17 protein-coding genes and 3 tRNA genes are annotated in these 13927 nt (G+C 69.4%); 7 read left to right on the top strand and 13 right to left on the bottom strand.

Features of this window, described 5'->3' with window-relative positions:
- Positions 1-100: 100 nt before the first annotated feature.
- Positions 101-712 carry a hypothetical protein gene (locus QSK05_RS27680; protein WP_285600285.1) on the bottom strand — a complete coding sequence of 204 codons (612 nt, stop codon included), beginning with the start codon at positions 710-712 and terminating at the stop codon, positions 101-103.
- A 68-nt stretch (positions 713-780) separates the two neighbouring features.
- On the opposite strand from QSK05_RS27680, the gene QSK05_RS27675 reads away from it, so the two are divergent.
- A complete protein-coding gene (locus tag QSK05_RS27675) occupies positions 781-1581 on the top strand; it encodes an Fpg/Nei family DNA glycosylase (protein ID WP_285600284.1) in 801 nt (266 codons plus the stop codon).
- 19 nt (positions 1582-1600) lie between these two features.
- On the opposite strand, the gene QSK05_RS27670 is transcribed toward QSK05_RS27675, so the two are convergent.
- The 4 genes from QSK05_RS27670 to QSK05_RS27655 all read right to left on the bottom strand — a co-directional run bounded on the left by QSK05_RS27670 (position 1601) and on the right by QSK05_RS27655 (position 3221).
- Positions 1601-1684 (bottom strand) — tRNA-Tyr (locus tag QSK05_RS27670).
- 29 nt (positions 1685-1713) lie between these two features.
- Positions 1714-1786, bottom strand: a tRNA-Met gene (locus tag QSK05_RS27665).
- A gap of 8 nt (positions 1787-1794) precedes the next feature.
- A tRNA-Trp gene (locus tag QSK05_RS27660) sits at positions 1795-1867 on the bottom strand.
- Between the two features lie 379 nt (positions 1868-2246).
- Complete coding sequence (locus QSK05_RS27655; protein ID WP_285600283.1) at positions 2247-3221, bottom strand: zinc-binding dehydrogenase; 975 nt, start codon at positions 3219-3221, stop codon at positions 2247-2249.
- Between the two features lie 160 nt (positions 3222-3381).
- Between QSK05_RS27655 and QSK05_RS27650 the strand changes: the two genes are divergently transcribed.
- On the top strand, positions 3382-3783 hold the full coding sequence (locus tag QSK05_RS27650; protein WP_285600282.1) for a DUF6069 family protein: 402 nt from the start codon (positions 3382-3384) through the stop codon (positions 3781-3783).
- Here the strand turns inward: QSK05_RS27650 and QSK05_RS27645 are convergent.
- Positions 3749-5119 (bottom strand): HupE/UreJ family protein, encoded by a 1371-nt coding sequence (locus tag QSK05_RS27645; RefSeq protein ID WP_285600281.1) that lies wholly within the window; start codon positions 5117-5119, stop codon positions 3749-3751. The two genes, QSK05_RS27650 and QSK05_RS27645, sit on opposite strands and share 35 nt — an antisense overlap.
- The gene (locus QSK05_RS27640; RefSeq protein WP_285600280.1) at positions 5119-6408 is read right to left on the bottom strand and encodes a DUF3500 domain-containing protein; all 1290 of its coding nucleotides are present in this window, start codon (positions 6406-6408) and stop codon (positions 5119-5121) included. Before QSK05_RS27640 ends, QSK05_RS27645 begins: the two co-directional genes overlap by 1 nt.
- 117 nt (positions 6409-6525) lie before the next feature.
- Between QSK05_RS27640 and QSK05_RS27635 the strand changes: the two genes are divergently transcribed.
- A complete protein-coding gene (locus QSK05_RS27635) occupies positions 6526-6870 on the top strand; it encodes a metallopeptidase family protein (RefSeq protein WP_285600375.1) in 345 nt (114 codons plus the stop codon).
- A gap of 53 nt (positions 6871-6923) precedes the next feature.
- Here QSK05_RS27635 and QSK05_RS27630 read toward each other — a convergent pair whose 3' ends face one another.
- Both QSK05_RS27630 and QSK05_RS27625 read right to left on the bottom strand, forming a co-directional pair.
- Positions 6924-7748 (bottom strand): PhzF family phenazine biosynthesis protein, encoded by an 825-nt coding sequence (locus tag QSK05_RS27630; RefSeq protein ID WP_285600279.1) that lies wholly within the window; start codon positions 7746-7748, stop codon positions 6924-6926.
- Positions 7749-7840: 92 nt separating this feature from the next.
- Entirely contained in the window at positions 7841-8812 is a 972-nt protein-coding gene (locus QSK05_RS27625) for an SDR family NAD(P)-dependent oxidoreductase (RefSeq protein WP_285600277.1), read from the bottom strand.
- On the opposite strand from QSK05_RS27625, the gene QSK05_RS27620 reads away from it, so the two are divergent.
- Positions 8811-9104 (top strand): cupin domain-containing protein, encoded by a 294-nt coding sequence (locus QSK05_RS27620; protein ID WP_285600276.1) that lies wholly within the window; start codon positions 8811-8813, stop codon positions 9102-9104. The genes QSK05_RS27625 and QSK05_RS27620 overlap by 2 nt on opposite strands.
- Entirely contained in the window at positions 9061-9153 is a 93-nt protein-coding gene (locus QSK05_RS36495; protein WP_352302816.1) for an AraC family transcriptional regulator, read from the top strand. The genes QSK05_RS27620 and QSK05_RS36495 overlap by 44 nt, the downstream gene beginning before the upstream one ends.
- A 26-nt stretch (positions 9154-9179) precedes the next feature.
- On the opposite strand, the gene QSK05_RS27615 is transcribed toward QSK05_RS36495, so the two are convergent.
- On the bottom strand, positions 9180-10106 hold the full coding sequence (locus tag QSK05_RS27615) for an NADP-dependent oxidoreductase (protein ID WP_285600275.1): 927 nt from the start codon (positions 10104-10106) through the stop codon (positions 9180-9182).
- Positions 10107-10178: 72 nt separating this feature from the next.
- Here QSK05_RS27615 and QSK05_RS27610 point away from each other — a divergent pair, with 72 nt between their 5' ends.
- Positions 10179-10568 carry a winged helix-turn-helix transcriptional regulator gene (locus tag QSK05_RS27610; protein ID WP_285600274.1) on the top strand — a complete coding sequence of 130 codons (390 nt, stop codon included), beginning with the start codon at positions 10179-10181 and terminating at the stop codon, positions 10566-10568.
- Here QSK05_RS27610 and QSK05_RS27605 read toward each other — a convergent pair.
- Positions 10541-11842, bottom strand: coding sequence for an aggregation-promoting factor C-terminal-like domain-containing protein (locus tag QSK05_RS27605; protein ID WP_285600273.1), 1302 nt, complete (start codon positions 11840-11842; stop codon positions 10541-10543). The genes QSK05_RS27610 and QSK05_RS27605 overlap by 28 nt on opposite strands.
- A 184-nt stretch (positions 11843-12026) precedes the next feature.
- On the opposite strand from QSK05_RS27605, the gene QSK05_RS27600 reads away from it, so the two are divergent.
- Complete coding sequence (locus tag QSK05_RS27600) at positions 12027-12239, top strand: hypothetical protein (protein WP_285600272.1); 213 nt, start codon at positions 12027-12029, stop codon at positions 12237-12239.
- A 106-nt stretch (positions 12240-12345) separates the two neighbouring features.
- Here QSK05_RS27600 and QSK05_RS27595 read toward each other — a convergent pair whose 3' ends face one another.
- Both QSK05_RS27595 and QSK05_RS27590 read right to left on the bottom strand, forming a co-directional pair.
- Positions 12346-13557 carry an RNA polymerase sigma factor gene (locus tag QSK05_RS27595; RefSeq protein WP_285600271.1) on the bottom strand — a complete coding sequence of 404 codons (1212 nt, stop codon included), beginning with the start codon at positions 13555-13557 and terminating at the stop codon, positions 12346-12348.
- On the bottom strand, positions 13554-13880 hold the full coding sequence (locus QSK05_RS27590; protein ID WP_285600270.1) for a YciI family protein: 327 nt from the start codon (positions 13878-13880) through the stop codon (positions 13554-13556). Before QSK05_RS27590 ends, QSK05_RS27595 begins: the two co-directional genes overlap by 4 nt.
- Positions 13881-13927: the final 47 nt, after the last annotated feature.

Genomic DNA, 13927 nt, shown 5'->3' with positions numbered 1-13927 from the left:
GGCGCGGATTCGGTACCAGGGGCCAGAGCTTCGGGACCTGAGGATGAGAGACCGCCGGACCGGCGGCGGGCACCCGCGTCCTCAATGAGTTGATGTCGCCTCACCCGTCACGGCGCACCGTTCCGTGCACGCCGTCCAGGTGGTGGCTCCATTGCGCGCTCTCGGGCAGAACGGTCTTCAGTTCGTCGAGGTAAGTGCCGGCCAGGCGCTGGTTCTGGGCGCGGAACCGGACGACGGTGGAAGGGTGCCGGGTCAGGGCATCGCCGAGGTGGGGTCCGAGGTGGCTCCGCAGCCGCCGGCCCTGCCCGGTACCCGGTCGCCGGGCCCGGTGGGAGTCGAGGATCAGTTCCGTACGGTCGTCGTTCTGCCAGATCCGGAAGCCGATGATCGCGGTGCGGGTCTCGTCGATGAGCAAGGTCCAGGTGCGGTTGAGGGTGATGTACGCCGCCACCGCGGTCATGACCGGCCAATAGCCCACGACCACCGCGAGTGCGAACCATCCGACGACCGGGAAGAAGCCGATCAGGACGGCGACCGCGGCGACCAGGAGCCAGGTCGGGCGGTTGCGGGCCGCGGTCGACAGTATCCAGAGGGTCAGCGCGCGCCAGGTCTGGCCGAAGGATGCGATCTTGACCCCGGCGGCGGTGGCCGTGCGGAGGAGGTCGTTCTGCAGGGTCTGGACGGAGTGCTCAGGTTCGGGCGCGGGTTTCACGCACCATAACTACCAAGGATCGCTCCCCGTCCGCTGGTCACCCTGTGTAATTGTGTGAAAATGCTGCTGTGCCCGAGCTGCCCGAGGTCGAATCCGCCCGCGCCGTCATCGAGCGCTGGGCCCTGAACCGAACGATCGTCGACGTCGATGACAGCGACACGTATGAGTGCCGACCGCATCGGCCGGGTCAGATCAGGCAGGCGCTGGTCGGGCGCACGCTGAGTGCGGCGCACCGGCGGGGCAAGAGCATGTGGGTCGACACCTCCGCCGATGGGCCGGTGCTGGGTATCCACCTGGGGATGTCGGGCAAGATCGTGATCGGTGACGGGGCCGGTACCGAGATAGACGGCGGCGACTACTGGGAACGAGGTCGGCAGCCGGGCGACCATCGCTTCAGCCGGTTCGGGGTGACGTTCGAGGACGGTGGGAGCCTGCTGCTCATCGATCCTCGTCGTCTGGGCCGGGTGCGCCTCGACCCGCCGGTCGAGAAGCTCGGCCCGGACGCCCAGTTCATCAAGCCCGACGCCTTCCGGGGGCTGCTGGCCTCCAGCGGTGCACCGGTCAAGGCGCGGTTGATGGACCAGGACCGGATCGCCGGTATCGGCAACCTGCTGGCCGACCAGATTCTCTGGGCCGCCCGTATCCGTCCTTCCCGCCCGGCCGACGAGCTGGACCCCGACGAGGTCGCCCGGCTCCTGCGGGCCACCCGGGCCGCGATTCGCGACGCCATCGCCGGCGGAGGCGTGCACACTCTCAAAGTTGTTCCCTACCGCAAGAAAGCCGCTCGCTGCCCGCGTGACCGGGCGCCGATGGTGCAGGGTACGGTCGGTGGGCGGACGACGTGGTGGTGCAGCAAGGAACAGGCCTAGTCCCGGTCCCAGGGGCGAGTGCGGACGGAGGGAGTCGAACCCCCACAGCCGAAGCGACGGTTTTACAGACCGCTGGGCTCAACCACTTGCCCGGTGCGCCCGCTCGTTCTTGCTGTCCTGCTGGGTGAATCGTGGCGAAGAGAGGGTTCGAACCTCCGACCCCCGGGTTATGAGTCCGGTGCTCTTCCGACTGAGCTACTTCGCCGTGCTGCGCAGGGGCTGAGGGACTCGAACCCCCGGCACCCGGGTTTGGAATCCGGTGCTCTTCCAGCTGAGCTAAGCCCCCAGGAACGTAAAAACGCCGCTCCCGATGTCTTACGGGAACGGCGCCTTCGTGACACCTGAGATCGCATCAGGTTCAGGAAGGGCCTCCCGGCACGGGCATCCACAGGCGCCACGACATGCGATAGCCATAGCGGGAGAAGGCTGATGAGTTCGTGGTGCGGAACATGACCGGTCTCCTCTCGATGGTCTGCATGGTGATGCGTGGTGGTGTGTTGTGGTGCGGCAGTCCGATCAGGATGGCACGGCCGCCGCACCGGGGCCAAGGGATTAATGATGGACGAGGTGCTCGAGTCGGCGCGGTGGTCGCCGGGGTGAAGTGCCCGGCGTGCCACCGGCCGTACCGACCACGGCTCAGGGCAGACGGATGCATCGGTGCAGCGTCACCGCACGATGACCAGCGTCTTGCCCAGAGCGGTGCGGTTCTCGATCGCGGCGTGGGCTTCGGACGCCCGCTCCAGGGGGAACGTCTGACCGATCACGGGCACCACGTCACCGGAGATCGCCTGGGCCATGATCTGCTCGGCCCAGCGGGGTACGTGCGGTCGGAAACCGGCCAGCTGGTCGATGCTGATCACCGTCACGTCGCGCCGGGCGGCCTCGTCGGGACTGATCCGGGTGAGCTCGCCACTGGCGGCGCCGTGGATGGAGAAACGTCCCTGAGGTGCGGTCATCTCGAACGCGGAGCGTCCGATCGGGCCGCCGACACCGTCGAAGACGACGTCCGGGCCGGTGCCGGCCGTGATCTGCCGGACCTGCCCGCTCCAGTCCGGGGTGGAGTAGTCCACCGACGCGTGTGCGCCGAGGGTGCGGGTGAGGTCCAGCTTGCGGCTGCCTCGCGCAGCCGCGATCACCTGGGCCCCGGCCAGCCGGCACAGCTGGATCAGCAGGCTTCCCACCCCACCGGCCGCCGCCTCGATCAGGACCCGGTCGCCCGGTGTGATGCCGGCGTGCTCGACGAGCCCCTGGGCGGTGCTCCCGTCGGTGTACAGGGCGACGGCTTCCTGGAGCCCCAGCGCGTCCGGCACCGCGAACAACTGGCCGGGCTCCGCGACCGCCAGCTCGGCGAAACCACCGGTCTCGCCGATCCTCGCCACGACCCTCCGGCCCGCCCAGGACGGATCGACGCGGGAGCCGAGTTCCCTGACCGTCCCGCCGACCAAACCACCGGGCACATATGGAAGTTCCGGGCGCCGGTGCCAGCTACCCACACCCTGGCGGATCTGGGTCTCGACGAACGTCAGTCCCGCCACCGACACCTCGACCAGGACCTGACCCGGCCCGGCCACGGGATCCGGCTCCACGGCGGGAACCAGCATCTCCGGACCACCGAACCCGACGACATGGACCACTCGCACCGGTAACCCCCGTTGTTGAACCGCGTCCCTCGATCACCTGAGTCTGCAACCTCAACTGAGGATGAGGTCAACCGAGGGACGGAGAACCGATGAGTTCCGCCCCGCTGCCGGGTCTGAATCGCTGACCGGTCCATCACCCAGGAGCTTCGGAGGCATCATCATGACCGTCACCACGAACGATGCACCCACGACCCGCGCCCTGATCCTCACCGGCGTGGTCGCCGCGGTGGTGGCCGCCGCCGCGACCACCGCCGTGGCCGCTGTCGGTCACGCCGCCGGCATCAGTCTCGACGTGTCCGGGGAACCCATCCCGGTGGCCGGGTTCGCCTCGCTGACCCTGGCCTTCTCCCTGATCGGGCTCGCGCTCGCCGTCGGGATCCGCCGGTTCACCGCCCACCCGCGGACCGTGTTCGTCCGCACCACGGTGGCGCTCACCGTCCTGTCGTTCGTGCCGGACGTGTTCGCCGACGCGGAGGTCGCCACCCGGCTCCTGCTGATGGTGACCCACACGGTGGCCGCGTCCATCGTCATTCCGGCGATCTCCCGCCAGTTGCCTGACTGAAGACGACGTGGGTGCCGGCGCTCGTCGGTGCCGGGGAACGTCGTCGATCATGGAGGACGAGGATGAGGGCGACCGCCCAGAGGGCGGCGATAACGGGGAGGCCCAGGATCCCGATCCGGTCGGCGACGTCGGCCACCGGATTGGCGATGCCGACCCGGGCTCCCAGCCAGCCGACGGCGGCGACCGCTGTCGCCACGGCCGCGACGATCCGGAGGGTCTGGTATCGCTCGGCGCGGGCCAGCAGGATCAGGGGCGGCAGGACCAGCGCGACGATGACCAGCTGCATGGCCTCGATCCCGAAGTTGAACCCCAGCAGCGCAACGACCAGTTGCGCTCCCGTCAGGTCGAGCTCGCGCAGTGCCTCCGAGAACGCCAGTCCGTGGACGAGCCCGAAAGAGGCGGCCACCAGGGCTTCCCGGCCCGGGAAGATCGGGCGGACGGCGTGCAGGGCCGCGACCAGGATGCTGACCGCGATCAGCGACTCGACCAGCTGCTGGGGCACCGGCACACCGAGCGCCCCCAGCGCGAGGGTCACCGAGTGGCCGAGGGTGAAAGACAGGGTGATGGTGGCAATCCGGCGCATCGACCGCCGCGCGGACACCGCTGGGCCCCAGCGTCGGGCGGCGGCCACCAGCGGGGCGGGCAACAGCAGGGTCAGTAGGAAGAGTTGGTGGTCGGTGCCCTCCTGGATGTGTTCCACTCCCAGGCTGAAGAGGCCGGTGAAACCGCTGGACCCACCGTCGGAGGCCAGGTCGACGTGCAGCGGCTGCACGGTGTTCGTCACCGTGCTGCGCCGGACGGTGCCCACCGCGCTGATGCTGCCGTCGCTCTCGGAGCTGGCCGTCACGATCACGGTGTGGGTGGCCACCTTGTCGACGACGGCGTCATACCCGAGGTTGAACGACTCCCGATCGCTGCCGGGCGGTGGGGTGAGCGTGAAAACGGTTTCCAGTTGTGGGTAAAGCCCGGTTGTCTGGGCGTTCCCGACGGTACTGACGGTCAGGGACCCGTCGTCCACGGTCCAGGTTTGACCGTCGTCACTGGTGGGGACGAAGTGATCCAGCAGGTATTGCTGGATCTGGGCGGCGTGGGCGTCGATCGTGGCCTGGGACTCGTCGTCGAGGTCGATCCCGGTGGCCGACTCGAGGTCGGACAACGGAATACCGACGGTGGCCTCGACGGCGCCGTCGCCCACCTCGAGCAGGATGCTCGAGGTGGGCACGACGTGCGCCGATGCGGAGGGGGAGCAGCAGAGCCAGGCCACTGCGCAGACGATCATCACCACGACCACCCGCGCGGACCTCGTCCGTACCGCAGACCTGCTCGGGAACGGCATCAGCTCTTGGTGCCGCCGTAATCGGTGGTGCGGTCACGCCACACCGAATGCGGGTGGTTGCCGGACAACACGATCCCGTTCTGCATCGAGAATTCGATCCACACCGACGGCCCGTCGATGCGGATGTAATCGTCCTTCGCGGTCAGTGCCTGCGTGCCCGACCAGGCGATGTAGGTGTCGTCCAGGTCGTCCTCGTACCCGGCGAGAATGGTCTTGGCATCGCTGTCGGCGAGGTCCTCGACGTAGCCCGCGATCGCCGCGAGGGCCAGCTTCTTCTGCTTCGCCGACAGCGTGGAGATCTTCACGCCCTCGTACTCGGTCGGGAAGGCCCAGTCGTTGCCGGGACCCAGCACCAGGTCGGAGTAGGTGTCGGCCAGTTTCGCGGAGGCTAGCTCGGAGCTGCTGAGCGATGCGAGCAAGGCGACGAAACGCGTGTGCTTAGCCTTCAGTGGCTGGTAAGACTCACCGTCCAGCTCGAACTTCGTGAACGGTTCCACTCCACGGAAGGCCGGCGTCGCACCGACCAGCTTCCCGTCGACGTAGGTGTTGGCCACGGCCATGTGGTGTCCACCGAACTGGAACTCCCAGGTGCCGGAGTCCTGCGGGCTGCCGAGGATCGCCACATAGAAATTGCCGCGGCCGTAGGTGTCGCCGCCGCCGTTGTCGGCGAGGTAGTCATCGGCGGCGAGTTGCTGCTCGATCTCGTCGTAGCCCAGCCCTGCCGTCGTGCCGGTGGCCGCCTTCAGCAAGGTGGTGAAGGCCGCCAGCTGGTCGTCGCTCAGCGCGCTCAGGGCGATCCCGACCCGGGCCTGGCTGCTGCCGCCACCACCGCCGGCACCGCCCGACGGCATGCCACTCGGGGCTCCCTCCTCACCCGAGGCGCCACTGGGCATCGTCCCACCACTGGGCATCGTCCCACCACTGGGCATCGCATCACCACTGGGCATCGTCCCACCGCCGGGCATCCCGCCGCCCGCGCCGCCGGAGATCAGCCCCTGCGGCAGATTGGACCAGCGCTTGGCGCTGGCGAGGGTGTAGTCCAGGAGTACTGTGCTTTGCTGGTCGGCGTCGAGGGTTTGGTAGAAGGCCTGGGCCAGCGCCGCGACACTGCCCGCGGCGGCCTCACCGTCGGCGGTCGCCGTCGAGGCGGTGGTCGTGGCGGAGGTGGACGTACTTCCCGACGACCCGGACGAGCACCCCGCCACAAGCAGTCCCAGGCCGGAGACACCGGCGAAAAGCGTTCGGCGGGTCAATGGCCGGCCGGTGAGGAGAAGGTCGGTCGTGTTCATGCGAGGGACGTTAGTGGGCGACTCATCGGTAGTCCCTGAACGAAGGCTTTGGGCCTCCTGTGAGGGCGGGGTGTGCCAGATGTCTTTGCCATAGGGAAGGATCGGGGGGTGGTGGACATGACCCGGGCAGATTTTGAGCGGCTGGTCTCGCAGGCGCTGGACGAGATCCCGCCGGCCCTGACGCGGGAGATGCGGAACGTCGTGGTGCTGGTGGAGGACGACGCCCCCGACGACGATCCGGATCTGCTGGGCCTTTACGAGGGCACGCCGCTGACCGAGCGGGACGACTGGTGGGCGGCCGGCAGCCTCCCCGACCGCATCCTGATCTTCCGCAACCCGACCCTGGAGATCTGTGAGGACGAGCAGCAGGTCGCCGACGAGGTCCGCATCACCGTGCGGCACGAGGTGGCCCACCATTTCGGCATCGACGACGCCCGCCTGCACGATCTTGGCTGGAGCTGAACGGCCCGGACCACCTGCACCTCCCTTGCTGTGCAGGTGACTGCGCCCTGGCGCTACATCTCTTCCGCGGTGCCGCTGACCCGGATGCGCCCGGTGACGGGGACCGACACGTGGATGAGTGACGGCCGGCCCACCTCACGGCCCTGTTCGACCGTGATCTGAGAGGGGACGGGGAGGTGGCCGCCGTGCCGCAGGTAGGCCCCGAGCCCGGCGGCGGCCGATCCGGTCGCCGGATCTTCCCGGATGCCCCCGCGCGGGAACGGGTTACGACTTGCGAACCGGGTCTCTCCCAGTCGATGCACGACCGGGACGGTGCCGTCCCAGCCCTCGCGGTCCTGGAGCCGGAGTACGGCGGCGGAGTCGTGGTCGAGCCGGGCCAGGACGCCGGGCCCGACCGGCACGATCGGGTGCGGGTTGGCGCCCCGCAGGAAGGCGGGTGGCAGGGCCGGGTCCAGGTCGGACCGCGAAAGTCCGAGCGCGGACAGCAGTTCGTCGAGCAGGACCTCGTCGAGGTGGTCGACGGAAGTCTCCACCGCGGTCAGCGATGCCTGCTGCGGTGTCGCTTCGACGGGCACGACCCCCACATTGGTCGTGAGGCTGATCACCGGGTTCGCTCCGTTGCGCGCCAGGGCCACACCCGAGGCGATGGTGGCGTGCCCGCAGAAGGCGATCTCGGCGCGGGGTGTGAAGTAGCGGATGCGGGCCGAGTCGGGCGTGATCGAGCTCAGGAAGGCCGTCTCGCTGAACCCGAACCGGGCAGCAGTGCTGAGCATGTCGGCGTCGGACAGGGGTTCCGCGTCGAGCACGACCCCGGCCGGGTTGCCGGAAGCGGGCTCGTGCTGCGACGTGGTGAAGGCCCGGAACTTCAGCTCTCTCATGCGGCGTGCGATCTCGTCATGGTGGGTATTCAACGAGATCGCCCGGCCGTGCGGCTACGGCCAATTCGCAGACCGTGGCCACACCGTCGGGTTCAGAACGCGTTGACGCCGGTGCGTTCGACCGAAAGGTCCCACAGTCGTTCGGCTTCGGCCGGGTCGACGGCCCAGCTGCGGACGCCACCCATCATGATGGTGGACTCTTCCGATGCGAGGTCCGCGATGTTGCAGTCTTCCAGGTAGAGGCCGCCCAGGCCCTCCAGCAGGGCCGAGGTCGCCGCCCAGACCTGGGTGGCGGCGCCCTGTTCAGGGGTCTTGAAGGCGGCCACCGGGTTCCCGTCGGCGTCGATCCAGCCCAGGTCGACCATCTCCTGCTTCGGCAGGTGGCGCTGCAACGGCGTGAGGATGCCGCCGGGGTGCACGGAGAAGGCCCGCACCCCTTGGGGCGCGGCCAGCCGGTCCAGGTGCCGGGCGAAGAGCGCGTTGGCGGTCTTGGCCTGGGCGTAGGCGCGCCACTTGTCGTAGCCGTGGGTGAAGTCGATGTCGTCCCAATGGATGCCGCCGCGGCGGTGCCCGATGGAGGACACCGACACGACGCGTCCCCGCCCGCGGGCGATGGCCGGCCACAGCCGGTTGACCAGGGCGAAGTGACCCAGGTGGTTGGTGCCGAACTGCGACTCCCAGCCTGGCCCGACGGTGGTGTACGGGTTGGCCATGATGGCGGCGCTGTCGATGGTGTAGTGAATGTCGCGGCCACTGCTCAGAAAGCGCTCGGCGAACGCCGCGACCGATGCCTGGTCGCCCAGGTCGAGTTCGTCCACCTCGGTGTTCGGCACCTCGGCGAGGGCCTGGGCGGCCACCTCCGGGCGCCGGGCCGGCACCACCACGTGGGCGCCGGCGGCGGTGAGCGCCTTCGTCGCCTCCAGCCCCAGGCCGGAATAGCCGCCGGTCATCACGACCAGCCGGCCGCTCAGATCGATCCCGGCCAGCACGTCGGTCGCCGTGCTCTTCGCGCCGAACGGTGAGTCGATGCGGTGCTGGGGGGCGTGGCCCATCTCGTCTGTCATGGGGAAAATCTACGACCGGTATCGCCGGGGTGCGGCCCGGCCCGGCGCCGGCCAGGTGCGGATCCGGGTCGCGGCCACCTCGTTCAACGGGGTCGACGGCAACTTCCTGGTCGACCGTCACTACCTTCTCTGTGCCTCCGCCGGTGTTCTCCGGCTGGAGGCGCGGGGCCAGACCTGGCTGCCGCCGCCGGCCCGGGCGGCCCTGATCGAAGCCGGACAGCCGATCCAGGTGAGCACTCGCTTTCGCGGTGGGCTACTCGTCGCTGTCTGCCTTCAACGCGGTGTTCCGTGAGCTGACCGGGCGCACACCCACGCAGTACCGGGCCAGCTTCCGGCTCTGAGGCCGGCCCGGTCGCTCACGGCGGGATCAGACGGTGAGGGCGAGCTTGCCCTGGAGATGGCCCCGGTCGAGCAGCCGGTGTGCGTCGACGACGCGCTCGAACGGGAACGTCTCCTGTACGTGGACCCGGAGCCTGCCCTGCTCGACGAGTGAGACGAGCCCATGCAGGGCCACCGGGTCCGGGTCGACCGCGATGCCGCTGAAGCGCAGGCCGGCTGCGGCCGAGCGGGCGATGAGATCGGCGTCGCTCTCGGCCACTGCCGTCACCAGGTGCCCTCCGGATCGCAGCACTCCGAGAGACCGATCGACGGTGTCCCCGCCGATCGTGTCGAGCACGACATCGATGTCGCGGACCACCTCGGCGAAATCAACCGTGGTGTAGTCGATCACCTCGTCCGGACCGAAACTCTCGACGAATTCCCGTTTGCCGGCACTGACGGTCGTGATCACATGCGCCCCTAGCGCTTTGGCAATCTGAAGGGCGAGGTGGCCGACCCCGCCGCCACCGCCGTGGACCAGGACCCGGTCGCCGGCGCTCACGCCGCCGACATCGACCAGGGCCTGCCACGCCGTCAGCCCGGCGATCGGCAGGGCCGCGGCCTCGACGTGCGAGAGTGACGCCGGCTTGCGCACCAGGTGCAGGGCCGGCACGGACACGAACTCGGCGTAGGCATTGGCCGCCCGGGGGAACAACGACATCCCGAACACTTCGTCCCCGGGCTTGAACCGCCAGCTCACCGACTCTTCGACCACGCCGCTGATGTCCCATCCGAGGATGAACGGCGGCGCACCGATCAAGGGGAACTCGCCTTCTCGAAGACGCGCCTCGAGCGGGTTCAGCCCGATCGCCCGGACCCGGACGAGGACCTCGGTGGGCAGGGGACGGGGCACCGGTGCGTCGACGATCGTGAGCACCTCGGGGCCGCCGAGCTCCTGCTGGGTGATGACTCGCATGACTCTCCTGAGTGGTGGGGAAGAGCCTCCAGGCTATTTTTCTGATGGGAACCGGCAGGTACCTTTGGCGCCATGAGCGGTTTCGGGTCCAGCGACGTCTTTCTTGCCGACTGCCCGGGGCGTCTGGCGGTCGAGTTGATCGCCGACAAGTGGACGGTGGTCGTGCTCTACGGCCTCAGCCGGGGCCCGGTGCGCCACGGCGAACTGATCGAGCTGATCGGGGGCATCTCCCGCAAGGTGCTGACCCAGACCCTTCGACGGCTCGAGTCACAAGGGCTCGTCCGCCGCCACGCGTACGCCGAGGTGCCGCCTCGCGTCGAGTACGAGCTCACCCCACTCGGCGAGACACTGATCGATCCGATCCACATGCTCACCGAGTGGGCGAGGGCGAACGGCGACGCGGTCCTGGACGCGCTCGCTGCCGGTCCGGATGATCAGTACCAGCCGACGGACTCGCTGTGACTCCAAGCGCCGCAGGGAGTTCCGTAGCGGTCGGAGATGTAGTCGAGCCCCCAGCGGATCTGGGTGACCGGGTTGGTCTTCCAGTCGGAACCGGCTGAGGCCATCTTGCTGCCGGGCAGGGACTGCGGGATGCCGTAGGCGCCGGAGGAGGGGTTGGTGGCCTGGTAGTTCCAGCTGCTTTCCCGGGTCCAGAGCGAGTCCAGGCAGGTGTACTGGGCGGAGGACCAGCCGCGGTCGGTCAGCAGGATCTTGGCCGCGGCCTGCGGGTTCTTCCGGGAGTTGGCCAGGGACAAGGCCGAGGACGAGGAGGACGAGGAGGACGACGCGCTCGCTGTCGGCTCGGAAGCGGCGGCTTCGGCCTTGGCTTTGGCCTTGGCTTCGGCCAGCGCGGCTGCCTTCTGCTCCGCTTCCTTCTTCTCCTTGGCGGCCTTGGCCGCCGCCCTGCGCTGGCGGGCCTGCTCGGCACTGGCCTTCTGCGACTGGGCCGCAGCGGCTTTCGCCTTGGCCGGGGAGGCATCCTTGATGTTCTGCAGCGTGGTGGCCGTCACCTCGGCCCGTTCGGCCTCTGCTTCGGCCTGGGCCGCAGCGGAGGCCGATGCGTCTGCGCTCGGCTGTTCCTGCAGGGCGTCGAGGGCGAACGCGGCCGTGCTGGAACTGCTGTCGGCGTCGAACGGGTCGGCGAACTGGGAGACCGCGATGCCCTCGGCGCCCACGACCAGTGCCATCACCAGCAGGCGGGTGGCGGTGCCGTGGAGGCGACCGATCCGCCGCCGGGGAGCCTCCGGCGAGGACTCGGGTGCGGTGGGGTCGGCGGTGAGATCCAGGCCCCATTCCGTGGAGACGGCCAGGGGGACCAGGGGCGGCTGCGGACGCGAGCGGTGGAACGCGTCGGCCGACGGCGGGGGCGGCACGGGCATGTCGATGCCGGCCGGGCGCCCGGGGTTGGTGCGCGGGATGGGCAGGACCGCGGGGGTCGGCAGCATCGCGTGCGGGTACTGCGTCTGCAGGGTGGGCCGGCGCGTCGCCTCCGCGCTACGTGGGGCGGAAGCCGGAGCCGACGGACGCTGGGGGCGTGACTGGTGCCCGGACGGACGGCTCCCCGAGGGGCGGGTGTGCGAGGTGCGCCGTGCGGCGGCCCGGGCCTCGGCCCGGCGTAGGTCTGATCGCTTGGGGTAGCTCTTGATCCCGTCCTGGCTCAGCACGGGGATACCACCGGTGTTCAGCCAGTGCTCCGCGAGGTCCTCTTCGGTCTCCGGGCCCACGGTTGTCGTCACGACCTCCACCGTGGCGACTCGGACCAAGAACCACAACCGTTTCAGCAGAGAGTTAGGAAAGGTTTGATATCACCCACGATTTCCTCACGGAAAGTGCGATCTGGTAACCGTGCGCAGGCAGGGGGATGGCGCTGAGCGGGGCGGGTGCATCCGGTGCGTTGTGTCCGTGGGGAGGGCGAGGCCGGTGCTGTCCGCGAACCAGCGCAGCGGATCGAGCACCGGCTGCGGCATCACGGGGTACGCCGACAACCGCAACACGCTGGACTACCACTGCTACACGGTCGCCAGCGACGGCTCGACCTGGACGTACCTGCGCAACGACAGCGACGGTACGACGGGTTGGGTGAAGGACACGCTGCTGCCGAACAACGGCTCGGGCGTGTACTGCGGGTTCTGATCCCGGCCGGTTCCTGAATCGGTCGGCGTGATCGACCGATGCGGGCGGCGGGACGCGGGTGGTCGCCTCCTCCCGGAGACGGCCACCCGCGTCCATCACGGGTGGTTCATTCGCCGACAATCCCGGATTCCTCCAGACGCCCCGTCAGAAAAGCCTTCTCGGCCGGTGTCGGGGCCAGGTCCAGGGCCCGTCGGTAGTGCTGCGCCGCCTCGGCCCGGCGGTCGAGGCGGCGCAGGAGATCCGCCCGGGTGGCGGGCAGCAGGTAGTACCCGCCCAGGTCGCTCTCGAGCCCGTCCAGCAGCGGCAGGGCGAGTGCCGGGCCGTGGGCCATGGACACCGCGACGACCCGGTTGAGTTCGACCACGGGGGAGCGGGTGATCTGGTGAAGAGCGGCGTACAACTGGACGATTCGCTGCCAGTCGGTGTCGGGCGCGCGGGGTGCGCGGGCATGGCAGGCGGCGATCGCCGCCTGGAGCTGGTAGGGCGTTCGGGTGCCGCTCAGCAGCGACAGCCCTTCGGAGATGAGCTCCTGGTCCCATCGGTCCCGGTCCTGCTGGTCCAGGGTGATCAGCGTGCCGCCGGCATCGTGCCGGGCCGCGGATCGAGACTGGTGCAGCACCATGAGGGCCAAGAGCCCACGGACCTCGGTCTCGGTCGGCATCAGGTGCGCCAGCAGTCGTCCGAGCCGAATGGCTTCCCCGGCCAGGAGTTCCGGGCCGGAATGGCCCGAGTATCCCTGGTTGAAGATCAGGTACACCACGGCCAGCACACCGGTGAGCCGTTCGTGCAGCATCTCCGGGGCCGGTACCCGATAGGGGATGCCGGCGTTGCGGATCTTCTGCTTGGCCCGGGTGATCCGCCGGGTCGCGGTCGCGGGGGTGATCAGGAACGCCGCGGCGATCTGCTCGACCTCCAGACCGGCCACGGTGCGCAGGGTCAGGGCCACGCGGGACTCGAACGGCAGCGCCGGGTGACAACACGTGAACAGCAGCCGCAGGCGATCGTCGTGGTGGGCGTCCTGAGTCGTCGACGTCAGCAACCGCATCTTCTGTGCCTCGGTGACCCCGCGCCGCAGCCGGTCCAGAGCCACCCGCCGGGCGGTGACGGTGAGCCAGGCGCCGGGACGGGCCGGCACCCCGTCGTCGGGCCAGCGGCGCAGCGCCCGCTCGAAGGCCTCCTGCACGCATTCCTCGGCCAGGTCCCAGTCGCCGCTCAGCCGGATCACGGTGGCCAGCACCTGGGCCCGCTCGCCCGCGAAGGCGGCCTCGACGGCCGCCTCCACGGACAGTGCGGACGGCTCCGACGGTGATGAGCTCACTGGTAGTACAGCGGGCGCAGTTCCAGGCTCCCGAACTTGGCCGCGGGATGCCGCGAGGCCACCTCGATGGCCTGGTCGAGATCGTCGCACTCCAGCAGGCAGAACCCGCCGATCTGCTCCTTGGTCTCGGCGAACGGCCCGTCGGCGATCAGGACCTCACCACCGCGCACCCGGACCGTGGTGGAGTCGGTGACCGGGGCCAGACGCTCCTTGAGCGAGGCGATCCCGCGCCGCTCCATCTCCTCGTCCCACGCCCGGGGGTCGGCCTCGGCCTCGTCCACCACGACGTTCTTGTCGATCGCCAGCAACATCAGGTACTTCACGTCGGCCTCCCGTGTGCCTCGGAGCTGCCTCGTCGGGCAGCTTCACC

Origin of the sequence: Kineosporia sp. NBRC 101731 (assembly GCF_030269305.1) — a bacterium.
Classification (GTDB): domain Bacteria; phylum Actinomycetota; class Actinomycetes; order Actinomycetales; family Kineosporiaceae; genus Kineosporia.
The sequence above is the reverse complement of the archived record's forward strand: the minus strand, read 5'-3'. Positions and strand labels throughout refer to the sequence as shown.